Genomic DNA, 20,230 nt, shown 5'->3' on the forward strand with positions numbered 1-20,230 from the left:
TGGGTGGGTGGGATAACCGCGGAAGCCAATCGCTGGATGGAGTCGGCCATACAATTGGCGCCATGGGCACTCCAGATTGATCGACCCCCACGTATCCGGGTTTCCCTCAGCCACCTTGTACGGAGTGTCCGTTAATCATGATCATTGCTACTGACGTCGAACTGCGCGCCGGATCGCGCCTGCTCATCGAGAAGGCCACGTTCCGGGTCAATCCCGGGGACAAGATCGGGTTGGTCGGCCGGAACGGAGCCGGGAAGACCACCCTGACCAGGGTCCTGGCCGGTGAGGGCATCCCCGCCACCGGCACGGTAACCACCTCCGGCAGCGTGGGCTACCTGCCCCAGGACCCCCGCACCGGCGACCTCCAGGTGCTGGCCCGCGACCGCATCCTGTCCGCCCGCGGCCTCGACGAGGTCATCCGCGACCTGCGAAAAGCCGAACTCGGCATGTCCTCGTCCGACGAACGGGCCAGGGACAAGGCGGTCCGCGCGTACGGCCGCCTGGAGGACCGGCTGCACGTGCTCGGCGGGTACGCGGCCGAGTCCGAGGCCGCCTCCATCGCCTCCAGCCTGGGCCTGCCCGACCGCATCCTGAAGCAGCCGCTGGAAACCCTCTCCGGAGGCCAGCGGCGCCGGGTCGAACTGGCCAGGATTCTGTTCTCCGGCGCGGAGACTCTCCTCTTGGACGAGCCCACAAACCACCTCGATGCGGACTCAATCGGGTGGCTTCGTGATTTTTTGCGATCACACCAAGGCGGTTTGATCATTATCAGCCACGACGTTGGCCTACTTGAAGCGACGGTAAACCGCGTCCTGCACCTGGACGCCAACCGCTGCGTGATCGACACCTACAACGTCGGCTGGAAGGCGTACCTGACCCAGCGCGAGACCGACGAGAAGCGGCGCAAGCGGGAGCGGGCCAACGCCGAGCGGCAGGCCACCGCGCTGCTCTCGCAGGCCGACAAGATGCGGGCCAAGGCCACCAAGGCCAAGGCCGCGCAGGACATGACCCGCCGCGCCGAGCGGCTGCTGTCCGGCCTGGAGGGCGAGCGCCGCTCCGACAAGGTCGCCAAACTGCGCTTCCCCGCCCCCGCCCCGTGCGGGCGCACCCCGCTGACCGCCGTGGAACTGTCCAAGTCGTACGGCTCGCTGGAGGTCTTCACCGACGTGGACGCGGCGGTGGACCGGGGCACCCGGGTGGTCATCCTGGGCCTCAACGGCGCCGGCAAGACCACCCTGCTGCGCATCCTGGCCGGCATGGAGAAGCCTGACACCGGCGAGGTGCGCCCCGGCCACGGCCTGCGGATCGGGTACTACGCGCAGGAGCACGAGACGCTCGACCCGGCGCGCACCGTGCTGGAGAACATGCGCTCGGCCGGGCCCGACCTGGCCGACGTGGAGCTGCGCAGCACCCTCGGGTCGTTCCTGTTCAGCGGGGACGACGTGGACAAGCCCGCCGGGGTGCTCTCCGGCGGCGAGAAGACCCGCCTGGCGCTGGCGACCCTGGTTCTTTCAAGCGCCAACGTGCTACTGCTCGACGAGCCCACCAACAACCTCGACCCGGCCTCCCGGGAGCAGGTGCTGGCCGCGCTGCGGTCCTATTCTGGAGCGATTGTCCTAGTCACGCACGATGAGGGCGCCGTTGAGGCCCTACAACCGGATAGGGTGATCTTGCTACCTGACGGAATCGAAGACGCTTGGAGCGACGAATTTTCCGATCTTGTGGCACTCGCGTGATCGTAATTTTGCCGGGTACGGATCTTTTCCCTGGGAGTAGGTAGCCGATCCCGCCGAAATGACTGATCATGGCGTGAGTAACGCTGCGGAAGTCTGGCACTACAGGAGGTACTCGTGGCCGAGACTCTTAAGAAAGGCACCCGGGTGACCGGGGCCGACCGGGAAAAACTGGCCAGCGATCTCAAGAAGCGCTACGCCGCGGGGGAGAGCATCCGCGCGCTGGCCGCTTCCACCGGCCGGTCGTACGGGTTCATCCACCGCATTCTCAGCGAGTCCGGCGTGACTCTACGGGGGCGTGGCGGGGCGACCCGAGGCAAGTCCAAGCGCTAGATCCGCCTCACAGTAAGCGACCGCAGCCGCTCACTCCGCGTTTCCGGAAGGGTCACCGAGAGGGTTGCCCGAAAGGTTTTTCCGCGAGCGGCCGCGCCCGTGCAGCCGAATAACATTCGGTAGGCTCGGGCGCGACCGCAGCGAAGGGAGTGGTCGTGGACGTGAGTCTTGGGGGGAGTGCGGAGGCCGTCTCGGCGAGTGAGCTCAGTGAGAAAGAGCTCGCGGAGATCGGACTGCGCTTCGAGGTGGACGGCGAGATCGGCACGATCACGCTGGACCGGCCGGGCAAGCGGAACGCTCAGACGTTCGCCACCTGGTCGGCCCTGGCCCGGATCGGGGAGAGTCTTCCGAGCCAGGTGCGGGTCGTCGTCGTGAAAGGCGAGGGGCCGTCCTTCTCAGCGGGCATCGACCTGCGCATGTTCACGCCGGAAGGGGTGCCCGGGCAGGGCTCGTTCGCTTCGGTCGCGTCTCTTGAAGAAGGCGACTTCGAGAAACGGATCGCGGACGCCCAGCGTGGCTTCCTGTGGCTACGCCGCCCGGACATCGTCTCGATCGCGGCCGTGCAGGGTCACGCCATCGGCGCGGGCTTCCAGCTGGCGCTCGCCTGCGACCTGCGGGTGGTCGCCGACGACGTGCGATTCTGCATGAAGGAGCCCGCCCTCGGCCTGGTCCCCGACCTGACCGGCACCAAACCGCTGGTCGATCTGGTCGGCGTGCCCCGGGCCATCGAACTCTGCCTGACCGCCCGCACCGTGGGCGCCGACGAGGCGGTACGGCTGGGCCTGGCCGAACTGGCGGTCCCGGTGGCCGAGCTGGGCCAGGCCGTACAGGATCTGGCGGCGGCGCTGCTGGCCACCGACCGGGGCGCCGCGACCGCCACCAAGCGCCTGCTCCAGGCCGCGCCGGGGCGCACCCTGACCGAGCAGGCGGCAGCCGAAAGGGCCGAGCAGGTGGTCAGGATCAGAACCCTGTTCGCCTCCGGCTGAGCCGGAATCATCCGGAAATTTCAGGAGTTATCTGATTACGTGATTACACCCGAGGGTCGGCCATGGCGATGATGGGCGGAGGCTACGGCCTCCAGGTGATGCGCTCGATGCGCCGCGACAACTCCGTGATGCAGGAACGCATCGCACCGGGCACCGTGCGGCGGATCGGCGGGTACGCCGCCGCCTTCCGCTGGCAGATCATCGCCTTCCTCGGCTTCACCGTGCTGCAGGCGATGATCGTCATCGCCAACCCGCTGCTGGTGAAGGCCATCATCGACACCGGCATCCCGCAGAAGCGGGCGGACCTGGTGATCGGGCTGGCCCTCGGCATCGCCGGACTCGCCCTGGTGGACGCCCTGCTCACCATGGCGGAACGCTGGTTCTCGGCCCGCATCGGGGAGGGCCTGATCTACAACCTGCGCACCGAGGTCTTCGACCACGTGCAGCGCATGCCGGTGGCGTTCTTCATGCGGGCCCAGACCGGCGCCCTGGTCTCCCGGCTCAACTCCGACGTGATCGGCGCCCAGCGGGCCGTCACCAGCACCCTGTCCTCGATCGTGTCCAACGTGATCGGGCTGATCATCGTGATGGCCACCATGCTGGTGCTGTCCTGGCAGATCACCCTGGTGGCGCTGGCCATGCTGCCGATCTTCGTGCTGCCCGCCAAGTGGGTGGGCCGCCGCATGTCCGGCCTGACCCGCGAGCAGATGCAACTGGACGCCGAGATGGGCTCGGTGATGACCGAGCGCTTCAACGTGGCCGGGGCCATGGTCGCCAAGCTCTACGGCCGCCCCGACGACGAGGCCGTCTACTTCGGCGAGCGGGCCGCCCGGGTCCGCGACATCGGCATCACGGTGGCCATGTACGGCACCGTCTTCCGCGTCGCGCTCGGCCTGATCGCCGCCCTGGCCACCGCCCTGGTGTACGGCTTCGGCGGCGTGCTGGCCGTCGACGGCGCCTTCCAGCTGGGCACCCTGGTCGCCATGTCGGCCCTGCTGATGCGCCTGTACGGCCCGCTCACCAGCCTGTCCAACGTGCACGTGGACGTGATGACCGCGCTGGTCAGCTTCGACCGGGTCTTCGAGGTGCTCGACCTCAAGCCCATGGTGGCCGAGAAGCCGGACGCCCGCCCGATCCCGCCGGGCCCGGTCACCATCGAGTTCGACGACGTGCGCTTCCGCTACCCGGCCGCCGCCGAGGTCTCGCTGGCCTCGCTGGAGACGGTGGCCCGCCCCGAGTCCGGCGAGCCCGCCCAGGTGCTCAACGGGGTCACCTTCACCGCCCGCCCGGGCGAGCTGGTCGCCCTGGTGGGCCACTCAGGGGCCGGCAAGACCACCACCACCGCGCTGGTCTCCCGCCTGTACGACGTCACCGAGGGCGCCGTGCGGCTGAACGGCCTGGACGTCCGGGACGCCACCCTGGACAGCCTGCGCGACACCGTGGGCGTGGTCATGCAGGACGCCCACCTGTTCCACGACACCATCGGCAACAACCTGCGCTACGCCCGCCCGGAGGCCACCGAGGAGGAGATCTGGGAGGCCCTGACGGCCGCCCAGATCGGCGACCTGGTGCGTAGCCTGCCCGAGGGTCTGGAGACCGTGGTCGGGGACCGTGGCTACCGCCTGTCCGGCGGGGAGAAGCAGCGCATGGCGCTGGCCCGGCTGCTGCTCAAGGCGCCCGACGTGGTGGTGCTGGACGAGGCCACCGCGCACCTGGACTCGGAGTCGGAGGCGGCCGTGCAGAAGGCGCTGAAGAGCGCGCTGCGCGGGCGCACCTCGCTGGTGATCGCGCACCGCCTCTCCACCATCCGGGAGGCCGACACCATCCTGGTCGTCCAGGACGGCCGGATAGCCGAGCGGGGCCGCCACGAGGAACTCCTGGCCAAGGACGGCGTCTACGCCGAGCTGTACCGCACCCAGTTCACGTCTGGTATCCCAGCTTCTTGAGCTCCTCCCGCCCCACCTTCTCCACGATCTGCACGTCGTCGGCGGACAGGCGCCGCCGCCAGATGCCGACCCGGGGCGCGCTGGTGCCGTACAGGGCGATGGTGGAGATCTGGGTGCCCAGGAAGTCGGACAGCGTCTCGATCGTCTCGCCGGGGGAGCGGTGCAGGTCCTCGTAGCGGAGGGTGAGCAGCTGCTCGCGGGGGAGTTCCCGGCGTAGCACCGCGCTGAGCCGGATGGCGGCCCGCCAGCGCAGCGCGCTCTTGCCCGCGCCGGCCATCTCCTTCCAGCGGTCCCGGTGCTTGGCCGAGTTGACGCCCAGGAACGGGTTGGGGAACTCGGCGTCCTCCGACAGCATGTGCGGCTTGAACCAGGCCATGGTGGCCGGGTCGGCCAGCATGTCGGCGACCACGTCCCGGCCGTCCCTGATCAGCTGGACGAACCGGGCGTCGGGGAACGCCTGGAGCAGCACGGGGGCGCTGTAGAGCAGGTCGGGGCTGGCGTCCCCGAACCGGGTCAGCGCGTCGGCGGCCACGCAGGGCCCGGCGCCCACGATGCCGCCCGCCTCCCGGCAGGTCGCCGCGCACTCTCCGCACGCGCCCGGCATCACCTGCCAGGCCTCGGCGAACACGTCCCGGATGACCCGGGGCGCGCCGCCGCTGCGGGCGATGGACGGCTTGCGGGCGAAGGCGTACACCGTACGGGCCACCGCCGCCCGGCCCATGGTCAGGTGAAATCCGGGGGTGCGCTTGAGAGCGCGCGCGAGCAGGTCCGCGCCGGAATGCGGAGCGCCGAGCACGAAGACCGGCTGACGGACCTTTACGCCGTTTACCACCAAGATGTGGGTCGGATGTCGCATAGGTGAGCCCTAGTCTGACACCCTTTGGGGGGTGCATGAACGCACCCCGCCGCGGCTGCGTCCCGGCGACACCGTGGCCATTGTCGCGCCGTCCGGGCCGGTCGACGTCCAGCGTCTCTGGCGGGGTAGGCGCGTGCTCGTCGACCTGGGGCTCAACGTCGTGCTCGGCTCCCGGATGTTCTCCCGCAGGACCTATCTGGCCGGGCCGGACTCGGCCAGGGCGGCCGACCTCCAGGAGGCCTGGTGCGACTCCGACGTGGCGGCCGTGCTCTGCGCCCGCGGCGGGTACGGCGCCACCCGGCTGCTCGACCTGCTGGACTGGGACGCCATGAAGGCGGCCGGGCCGAAGATCCTGGTGGGGTCCAGCGACATCACCGCGCTGCACCTGGCCTTCGCCCGGCGGCTGGGCCTGCCCACCGTGTTCGGGCCGATGCCGGCCGGCGCCACGCTGTCCGACGTGGAGGGGCCCGAGCCGTTCACGCTGGGACAGTTGCACGAGACGCTCTTCGCCGGGGCGGCGGCGCGGCCGGTGCCGGGCGAGCGGGTGCTCTCGCCCGGCCGGGCGGTGGGGCCGGTGACCGGGGGCAACCTGACCATGCTGGCCTCGCTCTGCGGCACGCCGTACGAGCTGCGGGCCGAAGGCCACCTGGTGCTGCTCGAGGACGTGGCGGAGGCGCCCTACCGGGTGGACCGTATGCTGACCCAGTTGCTCCAGAATGGAGCGTTCGATGGCGTGAAGGGGTTCGCGCTCGGCTCCTGGGTGGAGTGCGGCGACGTGCTGCCGGTACTGGCGGAGCGGCTGCTGCCGCTGGGAGTGCCGATCGTCGCGGGGCTGCCGGTAGGTCACGGATCACCACAGTTCAGTGTGTGGCTCGGGACAGATGGGGTCATTGATACCGAATCGTGCTCTCTAGCGCCGCTGTTTAGCGACCATGACAAGGCACTCTGAAGCTGGCTTTTTCAACTAAAAGGCGGCGGAGGGATGGTGCATTGGGTCTGTTGCGGCGGCTACGCGGTCGAATGCGGACCGAACAGCCCGTGCAGCCAGTGGAGCCAGAGTCGCAGCCCAGAGCGGTAGAGGATGTCGACCTCGACTCGCTGCTCGGGCTTGTCGTGGATTCGATGGGCTACACCTGCACATTCGAGAACGACGGCACCTCACTCCTGATGGGGGAACGGGACGGCACCGGCCCGGTCCGCACCGTCAACCTGGTCGGACTCCGGCGGGAGGCGGCGCGGCGGTCCCGGGAGGACTGGCCGATGCTGGTCTCCGAGCACCTTTCGCACGCCGTCTCCGGCGAGCCCTTCGACGCCTGCAACCTGCCCCGGATCAAGCCGCTGCTGCGCACCCGGGTGCACGCCGCCGACGACCCCGCCATCCCCGACCCCTCCCGGATCATCGGCCGCCACCTGAGCGCCGACCTGATCGAGGTGCTCACCATCGGCGGGCGCCCGGTCCGGCCGGAGGAGGCGTTCTGCTGGCCCATCCCGCCCGCCGAGGCGCTGGACGTGGCGCTGGCCAACGCCCTGTCCGACGAGCGGCTCACCGCCGAGCACCTGAACCTCGGCGGCGTCAACGTGCGCCTGCTCACCGCCCCGACGGCCGTCGCCCACCTGCGGCGGCTGCCCGCCCCCGCCGACGGGGTGCTGGTGGTGCTGCCGCACGCGGGCGCCATCGCGGTGCACCCGGTGGAGGGGATCGGCGTGGTCCGGGCCCTGGAGCGGATGCGCCTGTACGCCCAGCGCGAGTTCGACGAGCGGCGCGCGGACGGGCTGAGCCCGCACGTCTACTGGTGGCACCAGGACCGGCTCACCCGCATCCAGGCCGACCTGGTCGCCCAGGACGGCCAGGTGCGCCTGGTGGTCACCCCGCCGCCCGAGTTCGCCCGGTTGCTCGCCCGCCTGGCCGGCAGCGCCAACTGAGCCGGCTCAGCTGAGCCGGCTCAGCACCTGCGCCGTGTGGATCAGGGGCACGTGGCTGAACGCCTGGGGGAAGTTGCCCACCATGCGGCCGTTGCGCGTGTCGTACTCCTCAGCCAGCAGGCCGACGTCGTTGCGCAGGGCCAGCAGGCGTTCGAACAGCTCGACGGCCTCGTCCCGCCGGCCGATCCTGGCCTTGGCACCGGCCAGCCAGAAGCTGCAGGCCAGGAAGGCGCCCTCGCCGCCGGGCAGGCCGTCCACCAGGTTCTGCTCGGCGACCGGGTAGCGGAGCAGGAGGCCGTCGCTGCTCAGCTCCCGCTCCACCGCGGCCACCGTGCCGCGCACCCGCGGGTCCTCCGGCGGCAGGAAGCCCGTGCTCGGGATGAGCAGCAGCGCCGCGTCCAGCTCGGCCGAGCCGTAGGACTGGGTGAAGGTGTTCCGTTCCGCGTCGTAGCCCTTGGCGCAGACCTCGGCGTGGATGCGGTCGCGGAGCGCCCGCCAGCGGTCGGCCGGGCCCTCCCTGCCCAGTTCGGCGACGAGCCGGACCGCCCGGTCGGCGGCCACCCAGGCCATCACCTTGGAGTGGGTGAAGTGCCGCCGGGGGCCGCGCACCTCCCACAGGCCCTCGTCGGGCTGCTCCCAGCCGGTCTCGATGAAGTCCATCATCTTCCGCATCAGCGCCCAGGCGTGCTGGTCCGGGTGCAGGCCGTGCCTGCGGGACTGGTAGAGGCAGTTGATCACCTCGCCGTACACGTCCAGCTGGAGCTGGTCCACCGCGCCGTTGCCGATCCGGACCGGGCGGGATTCGCCGTAGCCGGGCAGCCAGTCCAGGGTCAGCTCGGGGAGGCGGCGTTCGCCGGCCACGCCGTACATGATCTGGAGGTCCTGCGGGCGGCCGGCGATGGCGCGCAGCAGCCACTCCCGCCAGGCGTCGGCCTCGGCGAGGTAGCCGGAGTCGATGAGCGCGTCCAGGGTCATGGTGGCGTCGCGCAGCCAGCAGTAGCGGTAGTCCCAGTTGCGGACCCCGCCCAGGCTCTCGGGGAGCGAGGTGGTGGGGGCGGCCACGATGCCGCCGGTCGGGTCGTAGGTGAGCGCCTTGAGGGTGATCATCGAGCGGACCACCGCGTCCCGCCAGGGGCCGTGGTGGGTGCCGGAGGCGACCCACTCGGTCCACACGCGCTCGGTCTGGTCCAGTTGCTTGAGCGGGTCCAGCTCGTCGGGGGGCGGCTCGTGCGAGGGGTGCCAGGTGAAGACGAAGACCTGGCGTTCCCCCGCGGAGATCCGGAAGTCGGCGCGGTGCTTGTAGTCGCCGCCGCGCAGCGGGACCGTAGAGTGCAGCCAGACCGAGTCGGGCCCGCCGACGGCCCGGATGCGGCCGTTGGCGCGGCGCACCCAGGGCACGATCCGGCCGTAGTCGAACCGGATCCTGATCTCGGTGGCCATCTCCACCGTGCCCGCGACGCCTTCCACGATCCGCACCAGGGCGGGGCAGGCGGCCCGGGGCGGCATGAAGTCGATCACCTTCGCCGAGCCGCCCGGGGTGTCCCAGACGCTCTCCAGGATGAGGGTGTCCTCGCGGTAGGCCCGGCGGGTGGCCGGGGCTCCGGAGGCCTCGCCCAGCCACCAGGAGCCGTTGCCCGGCTCGCCGAGCAGCCGCGCGAAGCAGGCGGGGGAGTCGAACCGGGGCAGGCAGAGCCAGTCGATCGAGCCGTTACGCCCCACCAGCGCCGCCGAGTGCATGTCGCCGATGAGCGCGTAGTCCTCGATCCGCATGCCGCCTACGTTACCTTCAGCAACCTCATGAACACCTGTGTGCACGGGCCGATGAGCAGTGCGAAGGCCAGCGTGCCGACGCCGACCACGCCGCCGAGGAGCCAGCCGGTCACCAGCACGGAGACCTCGATGAGGGTGCGGGCCATCCGGATGGACAGGCCGAGCCGGTGCAGGCCGGTCATCAGGCCGTCGCGTGGGCCCGGGCCGAGGCCGGCGCTGATGTAGAGCGCGGTGGCGAAGCCCACCAGCACGATCGCCACGGTCAGGTACGCCGTGCGCACCGCCAGGTGGCTCGGGGTGGGGGCCAGCCAGATGGTGGCGTCCGCGAACAGGCCGAGCAGCACGATGTTGCTGATGGTGCCGATGCCCGGCTTCTGCCGGAGCGGGATCCAGAAGACCATGACCAGGGCCCCGACCAGGATGATCCAGGTGCCGATGGACCAGCCGGTGCGGACCGCCAGGCCCTGGTGGAAGGCGTCCCAGGGGTCGTTGCCGAGGGTGGACTCGATCTGCAGGCCGATGCCGGCGCCGTACAGGGCCAGGCCGGTGTAGAGCCGGAGCAGGCGGGCCGGCAGTGAGGACGTGGAAAGGGAGAGCTCGGTCATAGCTCTGGCATCCTGTCGGCCGCCCTGGGTTGCGATAAAGGGCCAATTCCGGAAAATGGCCTTGTGGAACGGTTTCTGACTGCGGGCCAGCTGGCTCGGGTGGCCGAGGTGCCCGCAGGGGCCCGGCCGTACTATCGGGCGCTGGCCGACGCCGTGCGCGACCGCATCCTGGACGGGCGGCTGCCGGTCCGGGTGCGGATGCCCGCGGAACGCCACCTGGCCGAGGCGCTCGGGGTGAGCCGGACCACGGTCACCACCGCCTACGACCGGCTGCGCGGCCAGGGCTACCTGGAGAGCCGCCAGGGCGCGGGCAGCTGGACCGCGCTGCCCGACCCCAGCGTCTGCGACGGCAACCCCTGGGTGGACGACGCGGACGACAGGCTGATCCCGCTGCACGCGGCGGCCCCGGCCGCGTGCACCCAGCTGGAGCAGGCGTTCGCGGACGCCGCCGCCGGCTACCACCGGTTCACCCTCGGCATGGGCTACCACCCCCTCGGCCTGCCCGTCCTCCGGGAGGCCGTCGCCGCCCGGTACACCGCGCGCGGGCTGGCCACCCGTCCCGATCAGATCATCGTCACCACCGGGGCGCAGCACGCCCTGCACCTGCTGCTGACCCTGCTCGCCGCGCCCGGCGACCCGGTGCTCATCGAGTCGCCCACCTACTCACACGCCATCGACGTGCTCCGCCTCCGCGGCGCGCACCGGGTGCCGGTCGGCATCCCCGCCGACGGGCGCTACGTCGATCTGGTGGTCAGCGCGGTACGGCAGTCCGGGGCCCGGCTGGCGTACCTGATCCCCGACTTCCAGAACCCGACCGGGCACCTGATGGACGCCGGGGACCGCGCGCGTCTGGCCGAGGCGGCACGGCGGCACGGCGTCACCCTGCTGGTCGACGAGACCTGGGCCGAGCTGCCCCTGGACGAGGGCACGACGGTGCCGCCGACGGGGGTCTTCGACAGCGGCAACCACGTGGTCACCATCGGCTCGGCGTCCAAGCTCTGGTGGGGCGGGCTGCGCATCGGCTGGATCCGGGGCAGCGCGGAGCTGGTCCGCCGCCTGGCCGTGCAGCGGGCCGCCGTGGACATCGCCAGCGCGATCTTCGAGCAACTGGCCGTGGCCCGGCTGTTCGAGGTGATCGAGGCGACCCGCGCCGAACGCCGCCGCAACCTGCGGGCCTCGCTGGCCGCCCTGGTGGCCGTGCTCCGGGAGGAGCTGCCCGAATGGAGCTTCCGGGTGCCCACCGGCGGGGGCTCCCTCTGGGTCCGGCTGGACACCCCGTCCGCCACCCCGCTCGCGGAGGCCGCCGCCGCGCACGGCGTACGGCTGGCGCCCGGGCCCTGGTTCGGCGTGGACGGCGCGCTGGAAGGCCACCTGCGCCTGCCGTTCACGCTGGCGCCGGAGGTGCTCACCGACGCGGTCCGCCGCATCGCCGCCGCCCGGGGAAGCCAGGGCGCACGGCCGCGCCGCTCGCTCACACCCGCGCTGTGATTCCGGTGAATCTTCCGGCGGGGCAGGGGTTGTCAGGGGTTGCTTACACGTGATGCGATGCAGGCCATCCCGTGGGAAAGCACATTACGGAGGAGCGGAATGGCGAATCCTCACGTTCTTGAGGAGCGCGCGGCGATCGAGCAGGACATCGCCGGGCGGACCATCTGTCAGCAGCTCGCCGAGACGGCCGAGCGGTTCCCCGACTCGCCCGCCTACTCCGATCCGGTGGAGGGCGGCTGGTCCACCCTGACCTACGCGCAGGCCCGCCAGCGGACGTTGGAGATCGCGGCGGGGTTAGCGGCGCTGGGGGTGGCCCCCGGCGACGCGGTCGCGCTGATGATGGTCAACCGCAGCGAGCACGTGCTGGCCGACCTCGGCGCGGTGCACGCGGGGGCCGTCCCCGTCTCGGTGTACAGCACCTTCACCCCGGAGCAGATCTCCTTCGTGGCCCAGGACGTGGGGGCCAAGGTCGTCGTCCTGGGCGGGCCGGCCGAGCTGGCCCGGTGGGAGCCGGTCCTGGGCGAGCTGCCCGCCCTCATCAAGATCATAATGCTGGAGGGGGCCACCGGCGACCACCTGTCCTGGGAGGGCTTCCTGGAACTCGGGGCGCAGGCGCTGGCCGCCGACCCGGACGCCGCCGAGGCCCGCTGGCGGGCGGTCGGTCCCGAGGACACGGTGACCGTGCTCTACACCTCCGGCACCACGGGCAACCCCAAGGGCGTGCCGCTCACCCACGCCAACGTCCTCTACGAGGTGGGCGCCACCGACCGCATGACCTCGCTGCCCACCCAGGGCACCCAGATCTCCTACCTCACCTACGCGCACATCGCAGAGCGGGTGCTCAGCCTCTACCTGCCCCTCTTCAAGGTCTCCCACATCCACTTCTGCACCGACCTGGCCAACCTGGGGGCCACCCTGGGCGCGGTCAAGCCCGTGCTGTTCTTCGGCGTGCCCCGGGTCTGGGAGAAGATGATGGCCCGCCTCCAGGGGCTGCTGGCCACCCAGCCGGAGGAGCAGCAGGAGAACGTGCGCAGGGCGATGGCGGCCGGGCTCGCCTACGTGGAGGCCGGCCAGCACGGCGCCACCGTCACCCCGGAGGTCCAGGCCGCCTACGAGCAGGCCGACGCGGCCCTGCTGGCCATCATCCGGGCCATGATCGGCTTCGAGAACGCCCGCTGGCTGGCCAGCGCCGCCGCGCCGATGCCGCTGGAGGTGCAGCGCTTCTTCGCGGGCCTGGGCCTGAAGGTCCTGGACGTGTACGGCATGACCGAGACCACCGGCGCGTTCACCGCCAACAGCCCCGCCAGCTACCGCCTCGGCACGGTCGGCCGGGCCGAGCCCGGGGTCGAGGTGCGCATCGCCGAGGACGGCGAGATCCTCACCCGCAGCCCGCTCAACACCCGCGGCTACCTCAACCGGCCGGAGGCCAGCGCCGAACTGCTGGACGAGGAGGACTGGCTGCACACCGGGGACGTGGGCTCCATCGACGAGGACGGTTTCATCCGGATCGTGGACCGCAAGAAGGAGCTCATCATCACCGCGGGAGGCGAGAACATCTCCCCGGCCAACATCGAGAACTACCTCAAGGAGCACCCGCTCATCGGGCAGGCCCTCGCCTTCGGGGACCGGCGGCCCTACCCGGTGGCCGTCCTCACCCTGGACGGCGAGGTGGCGCCGGGGTGGGCGCAGGCCAACGGCATCGCGTTCGGCTCGCTGGCCGAGCTGGCCGAGCACCCGGACGTGCTGAAGACGGTCGAGGCGGCGGTGGAGACCGCCAACGAGAAGCTGGCCCGGGTGCAGCAGATCAAGAAGTGGCGGCTGCTGCCGGTGGAGTGGACGCCCGAGACCGAGGAGCTCACGCCCAGCCTGAAACTGAAGCGGCGGGTCATCCACGCCAAGTACGCGGAGATCATCGACGGGATGTACGTGGACTGACGTCCTGAGGATCTCCGGCGAGGGGCCGCCGTGCTGGCGGCCCCTTTGTTTTGCCATCAACGGTGTGTGTCGGTTGGGAACGCATTGCCGTGTGGTGCCTACGGTCCTGGCCATGACGAGAAAAACTCTCTGCCTGGTGACCGTCGTCATGGCCGCCGTGGCCGGGGCCGCCGTCCCGGCCCGCGCCGAGATCCTGCCCCAGCCGCCCGCGCCGCCGGTGGCGCCGGAGCTGGCGATCCGGTCGGTGACCGTGCGGCCGGCGGATCCGGTGGTGCGGGCGAAGGGGTCGGTGAAGCTGACCATTGACGTGGTGGCGCGTGGGGTAACGGGGGACGGCGGACTGACCGTGCTGGTGGAGCCGGGCCGCCCGCCGAAGGAGGCCAGGCGGCCGGCCGCGAAGCCGTCGGGGTCGTCCGGGGGTTCCGGGGGATCTGGGACCTCCGCTGGATCTGGGTCTTCTGGTGGATCTGGGTCTTCTGGGATATCCGGGGCGTCCGGGGGCTCTGAGTCGTCGGGACCTTCCGGAGTGAATCCTGAAGGAGTACCCAGCATTTCCGGCAAATCTGTTGAAACCGGTAAATATCCTGACATGGCCGAAAGTGCCGAAATATCGGGTGATGGTGCGCCTTCGGCGGTGGGATTCCAGCGGTTGCGGGGGTTTCATGAGATCCGTGGACTTCGCCCGGTTTCGTCGGCCGCAGGCTGGGAGACCTGGCGTTTTCTGCCGGAGACCGGTCTGTCGCGCTGGCATCCGCACGGCAAGTGGACGGTGACCGCCACGGCCGCCGACGCCGAGGGGCACACCGTCAAGGCGTACACGACCTTCCAGCTACGGCGGGTCACCGGTCTGCGCGGCGTGGCCGTGAACCGCGTAGGGGACCGGGTGCGGGTCAGCGGCAGCCTGATGCGCCTGGATCCGCTTGGCCCCGCGGCCTTCCGCCCGTTCAGGGGGCAGCCGGTGGTGATCAGGCAGCGGCGTACCGGGTCGGAGGTCTGGCGGCAGGTGGCCAAGACGGTCACGTCCCGTGACGGTTGGTTCGATGTGCGGGTCCGCCCGATCGGGGAGGGTTTGTACCGGGCCGAATTCCCGGGCACACCGCGCTACGCGCCGGACACCCGGCGCGAACGCTCGCACTGAGCAGAATTAGACGCGGAAAGCCCTCGTTCCGTTGCCAGATTGTGATCATTTTTGTGGTGTCTTGAACGCAACTTTTCCCTGGCTTTTACCGTCTATGACGTAGGCGCGCTGTACCCCGCAGCGTGTTGGTTTAACGGGGAGAGGAACACCCTCAATGGTCAGAAGAATGGCAACCGCCCTGGTGGCGGCCGCCGTCGGCGTCTCGGCGCTGATGGCGGCGGGTCCCGCGTTCGCGGATGATCCCAGCGAGAGCACGAGCTCAAGCCCGAGTTCAAGCCCGAGCCCAAGCCCGAGCCCTAGCCCTAGTCCGGACGAGCGCCACAACCCTGCGCCTAACCCCCGGATCACGAGCATCGTGGTCAACCCCTCCACGGTGGTTCTCAAGAACTACCGTGACTCCGAGACGGTGTCCGTCACCGTCCGGGGTGTGGACATCAAGGCCGCCAAGGTCTTCTTCGTTCCCAAGGGTCACCCCTGGGACGAGGGGCACGACGGGCCTTGGGGTTCCAAGTCCAAGGACGAAGTACTGAAGTCGTACGGCAAGCACGAGCCCGTCTGGTTCTCGGATCGCTTCACCAAGACCATCGGGTGGAAGGACGCCGTCGGCGCCTGGAGCGTCCGTGTGGTCGCCTGGGGCGTGAACGGCAAGACCGTGTACGGCGACGCCTCCTTCTTCGTCAAGCACGTTCGCTGGAACCCGCCCAAGGGACCGAAGGCGACCCGGATCGTGGGCTTCGACGCGAGCCCCGAGCCGGTGAAGGCGGGCCGCAAGCTCGCCCTCGAAGGCCGTCTTCAGGTCGCCCGTTGCTACGGCGACTGGTACTACGAGTGGGACGACTATGTGAGCGTGCACGGCGGCGGCGACTCCTGCTACGACGGCCGGAAGTACTGGCATGACTGGTACCGGCTTGGCTGGGAGGAAATCGACGTTTACTTCCTGCCCAAGGGTTCGAAGAAGTGGAAGTACATCACCTCCACCGACACCAACCCCAACGGCACGTTCTACACCGAGGTCAAGGCCTTCAAGTCCGGTACTTGGGGTGTCCGCTACGAAGGAAACCGTCACCTGGGTTCCTCCGAGGCGTACGACTACGTGAAGGTCGTCAAGAAGTAACCGCCACAGCTACGTGAACGCCCGGCTCCCCTTGGCGGGGGCCGGGCGTTCCCGTTTTCTCCGGTCCAGGCCAGTCGTCCAGGTCGGGGGGCAGGCTGGGGGGCAGGTCGCCCCGCCAGGTCGGGCTGCCAGGTCGGGCTGCCAGGTCGGGCTGCCAGGTCGGGCTGCCAGGTCGGGCTGCCAGGTCGAGCAAGCGGCCAGGTCGAGCAAGCGGCCAGGTCGAGCGGCCAGGTCGAGCGGCCAGGTCGAGCGGCCAGGTCTGGCCAGTAGGTCAGGCCAGTAGGTCAGGCCAGGAGTGCCACGGCCGCGCCGAACACGGCCGGGAGGCGTCGCGCCGCTGGGACGATCAAGCGAGCCGTGGGCGGGCGGTTTGTGGCCGCCAGCAGCGCGCCGGTGAGTAGTCGGTGCCGGCGGGTGAGTCGGCGCCACTCCGGTTCGTACGCCTCCGGCTGGTCCTCGGCCAGACACCGGATCAGTAGTTCCGCCGAGCGTAAGGCCAGGGAGACGCCCTCGCCGGTGAGCGCGTCCATGTACCCGGCGGCGTCTCCTACCAGCAGCACTCGGCCCGCGCGCAGCCCCCTTGCCCGCTGCCGCAGCGGCCCCGCGCCCCTGGCCCGGGTGATCGCCGGGGCCGACAGGCGGGGGGCGAGGGTCGGGAAGGCGGCCAGCTGCTCCGGGTAGCTCCCGCGCCGGGAGGTGAGCACCGCCACACCCACCAGGTTGGGGCCCACCGGGGTCACGTACGCCTCCCCGGCAGGCGACCAGTGCACCTCCACGTGGTCGGTCCAGGGCGCGACGGGGTAGTGGCGCCGCAGGCCGTACCGGCGGATGGGAGCCGGGGGAGCGGCGAGTCCGGATATTTCGCGAATCGTGGAGTGTAAGCCGTCAGCACCAACCAGCCACCGAGCCCGCAGCCACCGCCCGGACCCCTCGGTGTATCTGGACCCCTCGGTGTATCTGGACCCCTCGGTGTATCTGGACCCCTCGGTGTATCTGGACCCCTCGGTGTATCTGGACCCCTCGGTGTGCCTGGATCCCTTGGTGTATCGCGCGGACCCGCCGCTGTGTGTGGATCCCTCGCTGTGTGTGGATCCCTCGCTGTGCCTGGATCCCTCGCTGTACCGCGCGGACCCGTCGCCGTACCGCCCGGGCTCCTCTCCATAGAGCCCAGGCTCCTCTCCAGACCGTCCGGGCTCCTCTCGATACCGTCCGAGCGCCTCTCCGCCGTACTGTTCGGGCTTGTCTCGATACCGCTCAGGCTCCTCTCGGCACCATTCTCGGTACCGCGTGGGCTCCTCTCGGTACCGCCCGGCCTCCTTTCCGTACCGTGCGGGCTCGTCTCCATACCGTGCGTGGATGTGGTCGGCGGTCTGACGTATCGCCGTGATCCGGGAGTGCAGCACCGGGACGCCGAGTTCCTGCGCCCGGCGCGCCAGCGCGGCGTGCAGCGTGGTGCGGCGCACGCCCAGCCCCTCCCGTCCCCCGGGAAAGGCCGCGGCCACGTCGTGCCGAGAGTCCAAGTAGCGGATGCCCCGCAGCGGCCACCCCTCCACCGTCACCCCCAGCGCGGCCAGCGCCGCCACCCCGGACGGCATCAGCCCCTCCCCGCACGCCTTGTCGATCGGCCCCGGCCGAGGCTCCACGACCACCACCGACAGCCCGGCCAACGCCGCCCGCACCGCAACCGCCAGCCCGGCGGGCCCGCCACCCGCCACGATGAGGTCGATCATGCCGAGGTCGGTCCCGATGAGCTCGGTCATGCCGAGTTCGGTCATGCCGGGGTCGGTTCTATCGCGTTCGGTTCTGTCGAGTTCGGTCATGTCGCCGCTAGCCGCAATGCCGCTTCCTCGCACCGGATCCGGACCACCATCAGCACCGCGTTCAGCAGCGTGAACACCAGGGCGGTGACCCAGGCCGTGTGCACCAGCGGCAGGGCGGCCCCCTCCACCGCCACCGCCAGGTAGTTCGGATGTCGGAGCCACCGGTACGGCCCCCCGGTCACCAGCGGCAGGCCCGGCACCACGATCACCCGGGTGTTCCACTGCCGCCCGAGCGTGGCGATGCACCACCAGCGCAGCCCCTGCGCCGCCACGACCAGGGCCAGCATCGGCCACCCGAGCCAAGGCAGGAACGGCCGCCCGGCCACCGCCACCTCCACCAGGCACCCGGCCAGCAGCCCCGTGTGCAGGGCCACCATCCACGGATAGTGCCCCTGCCCGGACACCACCCCGCCCCTGGCCAGACTCCACCGCTCGTTCCGCCGAGCCACCACCAACTCGGCCAGCCGCTCCACCCCGACCAGCAGCACCAGCGCCGTGTACCACATACCGCCCCTACCAGGTCAGCAGAACGAGTTCGGAACAGAAACCCGGCCCGAGCGCCATCAGCATCCCGGGGGTCCCGTGCGGCGGCCCAAGCGCCATGGTGTCCCCCAGCACGTGCAGCACCGACGCCGAGGACAGGTTTCCCACCGCGGCCAGCGACCGCCAGGTGACGTCCAGCGCGCCCGGAGGGAGCTCCAGGGACTCGCTCACCGCCTCCAGCACCTTGGGACCCCCGGGGTGGCACACCCAAGCCGTGACGTCCTCTGTGGCGAGCCCGTGGTCGGCCAGGAAGGCGCGCACGTCCGGCCCCAGGTGGCCGCGTGCGATGTCCGGCACGCCCGCGTCCAGCAGCACCCGGAAGCCGGTGTCGGTGATGTCCCAGCCCATCACGTGCTCCGAGTTCGGGTAGAGGTGGCCCCGGGTGGCGACCACCTCGGGCCCCAGCCGTACCGGGTGGTCGGCGCCGACGGCCACCACGGCGGCGGCGCCGTCCCCGAACAGGGCCCCGGCCACCAGGTTGGCGGGGGACAGGTCGCCGCGCTGGAGGGTGAGCGAGCAGAACTCCACCGACAGCAGCACCGCCACGTGCTCCGGCCAGCCGCGCAGGTAGTCGTGAAGCCGGGCGATCCCGGCAGCCCCGCCGACACAGCCGAGCCCGAACAGCGGCACCCGCTTGACGTCCGGGCGCAGCCCCAGCCGCCCCGCGATCCGGGCGTCGATGGAAGGCGCGGCCACCCCCGTCACCGTGGTGAACATGATCATGTCAACGTCCGCAGCGCTCAGCCCCGCCCGCTCCAGGGCCCCCGCCACCGCCTCCGCGCCCAGCTCCACCGCCGCCTCGATGAACACGTCGTTGGCCATGCCGAAGCCGGTGAGCTTGTCGTAGTCGTCCAACGGCATGACCAGACTGCGGTAGGCCACCTTGGCACTCCGGTGCAACCGCTCGATCAGCCGCCGGTCGGCACCCGAGTACATCCGGGCCACCGCGTCAGTGATCTCGGCCTGTGGGTATCGGTTAGCTGGAAGGACACTCTTAACTGCCGAAATACGCGACATCTGGCTCCCTGATGTGACGTGACATTGGCCGCCTGTGTCTAAAGGCCCCGCTGTGCCACTCGCTGTGACACCGCCCGCACCTCCGGCACAACGGCCCGGCTGTGACCTCGGGCCCACCGGAGGCGACCCGCCCCGGCCGTTCTCAGCCGGCGTCTCCCTCTCTCCAGCCGCTGACACTCCCTCCGCTCAATCCAGCCACCGACGCGGCCGGCCAAACCCACATACGACTACGAGAAGGTGATTGCCTGCGAGAGCTTGGCTATGCCGCCACATGCGACAATCGAGGTTTTTGCCCAGGGTTGTACAAACCTTGGGCGTGCCCTGACGACAAAGCTTCAACCGAGGGTCAAGGGCTGGGCGGGTTGGAGAGTTCCCTTAGAGCGTCAGGCTGGGTGGCTAGGGAAGTTCCGGTGGAAGGTCAGGCGCTGGGGGATTGAGGGTCCCGGTCGTGGATCCAGGGCTGGGCGGGTTGGAGAGTTCCCTTAGAGCGTCAGGCTGGGTGGCTAGGGAAGTTCCGGTGGAAGGTCAGGCGCTGGGTGGGTTGAGGGGTTCCGGTCGTGGATCCAGGGCTGGGCGGGTTGGAGAGTTCCCTTAGAGCGTCAGGCTGGGTGGCTAGGGAAGTTCCGGTGGAAGGTCAGGCGCTGGGTGGGTTGAGGGGTTCCGGTCGTGGATCCAGGGCTGGGCGGGTTGGAGAGTTCCCTTAGAGCGTCAGGCTGGGTGGCTAGGGAAGTTCCGGTGGAAGGTCAGGAGCTGGGTGGGTTGAGGGGTTCCGGTGGAGGGTCAGTGGCTGGGTGAGCTGGGAGTTCGTTCGGAGGGGCATGCGGCTGAGTTGGGGCCTACTCCCATCATGAACTCCCGCGTGTAGTTGCGGCCCGCCTTCTCGGTACGAGCCCGGTCGGGCCGGAGATCGAATCGGGCTGGGGCGGGAGTCACACGGCAATCAATCCCCCTGTGCGAGGGCGGTGATCAACCGCCCCGGCGGCAGCCGGGTCCGGATCCGAAGGATCATGAGGGTGGGTGGGC

The 20,230-nt window shown here is 70.3% G+C and carries 17 protein-coding genes; 10 read left to right on the forward strand and 7 right to left on the reverse strand.

Features of this window, described 5'->3' with window-relative positions:
• Window positions 1-137 precede the first annotated feature (137 nt).
• The 4 genes from KIP79_RS44545 (at window position 138) to KIP79_RS50415 (ending at window position 4,998) form a co-directional block, all read left to right on the forward strand.
• On the forward strand, window positions 138-1,736 hold the full coding sequence (locus tag KIP79_RS44545) for an ABC-F family ATP-binding cassette domain-containing protein (protein WP_214111127.1): 1,599 nt from the start codon (window positions 138-140) through the stop codon (window positions 1,734-1,736).
• 114 nt (window positions 1,737-1,850) lie between these two features.
• The gene (locus KIP79_RS44550; RefSeq protein WP_155336977.1) at window positions 1,851-2,066 is read left to right on the forward strand and encodes a helix-turn-helix domain-containing protein; all 216 of its coding nucleotides are present in this window, start codon (window positions 1,851-1,853) and stop codon (window positions 2,064-2,066) included.
• A 161-nt stretch (window positions 2,067-2,227) separates the two neighbouring features.
• The gene (locus KIP79_RS44555; RefSeq protein WP_308170235.1) at window positions 2,228-3,052 is read left to right on the forward strand and encodes an enoyl-CoA hydratase/isomerase family protein; all 825 of its coding nucleotides are present in this window, start codon (window positions 2,228-2,230) and stop codon (window positions 3,050-3,052) included.
• A gap of 62 nt (window positions 3,053-3,114) precedes the next feature.
• Window positions 3,115-4,998: an ABC transporter ATP-binding protein gene (locus KIP79_RS50415; protein ID WP_214111129.1), complete on the forward strand. Its 1,884-nt coding sequence runs from the start codon at window positions 3,115-3,117 to the stop codon at window positions 4,996-4,998.
• Here KIP79_RS50415 and KIP79_RS44565 read toward each other — a convergent pair.
• Window positions 4,973-5,854, reverse strand: coding sequence for a sulfotransferase family protein (locus KIP79_RS44565; RefSeq protein WP_214111130.1), 882 nt, complete (start codon window positions 5,852-5,854; stop codon window positions 4,973-4,975). The two genes, KIP79_RS50415 and KIP79_RS44565, sit on opposite strands and share 26 nt — an antisense overlap.
• A gap of 31 nt (window positions 5,855-5,885) precedes the next feature.
• Here KIP79_RS44565 and KIP79_RS44570 point away from each other — a divergent pair, with 31 nt between their 5' ends.
• Entirely contained in the window at window positions 5,886-6,803 is a 918-nt protein-coding gene (locus tag KIP79_RS44570; protein WP_214111131.1) for a S66 peptidase family protein, read from the forward strand.
• A 98-nt stretch (window positions 6,804-6,901) separates the two neighbouring features.
• Window positions 6,902-7,777: a hypothetical protein gene (locus KIP79_RS44575; protein ID WP_308170233.1), complete on the forward strand. Its 876-nt coding sequence runs from the start codon at window positions 6,902-6,904 to the stop codon at window positions 7,775-7,777.
• A gap of 6 nt (window positions 7,778-7,783) precedes the next feature.
• Here the strand turns inward: KIP79_RS44575 and KIP79_RS44580 are convergent, their stop codons facing one another.
• Window positions 7,784-9,547, reverse strand: a complete 1,764-nt coding sequence (locus tag KIP79_RS44580; RefSeq protein WP_214111133.1) for a glycoside hydrolase family 15 protein — start codon at window positions 9,545-9,547, stop codon at window positions 7,784-7,786.
• A 5-nt stretch (window positions 9,548-9,552) separates the two neighbouring features.
• On the reverse strand, window positions 9,553-10,152 hold the full coding sequence (yczE, locus tag KIP79_RS44585) for a membrane protein YczE (RefSeq protein ID WP_214111134.1): 600 nt from the start codon (window positions 10,150-10,152) through the stop codon (window positions 9,553-9,555).
• Window positions 10,153-10,215: 63 nt separating this feature from the next.
• On the opposite strand from yczE, the gene yczR reads away from it, so the two are divergent.
• The 3 genes from yczR (at window position 10,216) to KIP79_RS44600 (ending at window position 14,713) form a co-directional block, all read left to right on the forward strand.
• Complete coding sequence (gene yczR, locus KIP79_RS44590; RefSeq protein ID WP_308170234.1) at window positions 10,216-11,640, forward strand: MocR-like transcription factor YczR; 1,425 nt, start codon at window positions 10,216-10,218, stop codon at window positions 11,638-11,640.
• Between the two features lie 99 nt (window positions 11,641-11,739).
• Complete coding sequence (locus KIP79_RS44595) at window positions 11,740-13,575, forward strand: AMP-dependent synthetase/ligase (protein ID WP_214111135.1); 1,836 nt, start codon at window positions 11,740-11,742, stop codon at window positions 13,573-13,575.
• A 589-nt stretch (window positions 13,576-14,164) separates the two neighbouring features.
• Entirely contained in the window at window positions 14,165-14,713 is a 549-nt protein-coding gene (locus KIP79_RS44600; protein ID WP_214111136.1) for a hypothetical protein, read from the forward strand.
• Between the two features lie 45 nt (window positions 14,714-14,758).
• On the opposite strand, the gene KIP79_RS44605 is transcribed toward KIP79_RS44600, so the two are convergent.
• Window positions 14,759-15,076, reverse strand: a complete 318-nt coding sequence (locus tag KIP79_RS44605) for a hypothetical protein (RefSeq protein ID WP_214111137.1) — start codon at window positions 15,074-15,076, stop codon at window positions 14,759-14,761.
• Here KIP79_RS44605 and KIP79_RS44610 point away from each other — a divergent pair.
• Entirely contained in the window at window positions 15,069-15,827 is a 759-nt protein-coding gene (locus tag KIP79_RS44610) for a hypothetical protein (protein WP_214111138.1), read from the forward strand. The two genes, KIP79_RS44605 and KIP79_RS44610, sit on opposite strands and share 8 nt — an antisense overlap.
• Before the next feature lie 284 nt (window positions 15,828-16,111).
• Here KIP79_RS44610 and KIP79_RS44615 read toward each other — a convergent pair whose 3' ends face one another.
• From KIP79_RS44615 to KIP79_RS44630, 3 genes are read right to left on the reverse strand one after another with little or no spacing between them, the layout of a single operon-like run.
• Window positions 16,112-17,647 (reverse strand): NAD(P)/FAD-dependent oxidoreductase, encoded by a 1,536-nt coding sequence (locus KIP79_RS44615; protein ID WP_250214885.1) that lies wholly within the window; start codon window positions 17,645-17,647, stop codon window positions 16,112-16,114.
• Window positions 17,644-18,153 (reverse strand): isoprenylcysteine carboxyl methyltransferase family protein, encoded by a 510-nt coding sequence (locus tag KIP79_RS44625; protein WP_214111139.1) that lies wholly within the window; start codon window positions 18,151-18,153, stop codon window positions 17,644-17,646. Before KIP79_RS44625 ends, KIP79_RS44615 begins: the two co-directional genes overlap by 4 nt.
• A 7-nt stretch (window positions 18,154-18,160) precedes the next feature.
• The gene (locus tag KIP79_RS44630; RefSeq protein WP_214111140.1) at window positions 18,161-19,207 is read right to left on the reverse strand and encodes a type III polyketide synthase; all 1,047 of its coding nucleotides are present in this window, start codon (window positions 19,205-19,207) and stop codon (window positions 18,161-18,163) included.
• Window positions 19,208-20,230: the final 1,023 nt, after the last annotated feature.

Origin of the sequence: Acrocarpospora catenulata (genome assembly GCF_018476525.1) — a bacterium.
Lineage (GTDB): Bacteria > Actinomycetota > Actinomycetes > Streptosporangiales > Streptosporangiaceae > Acrocarpospora > Acrocarpospora catenulata.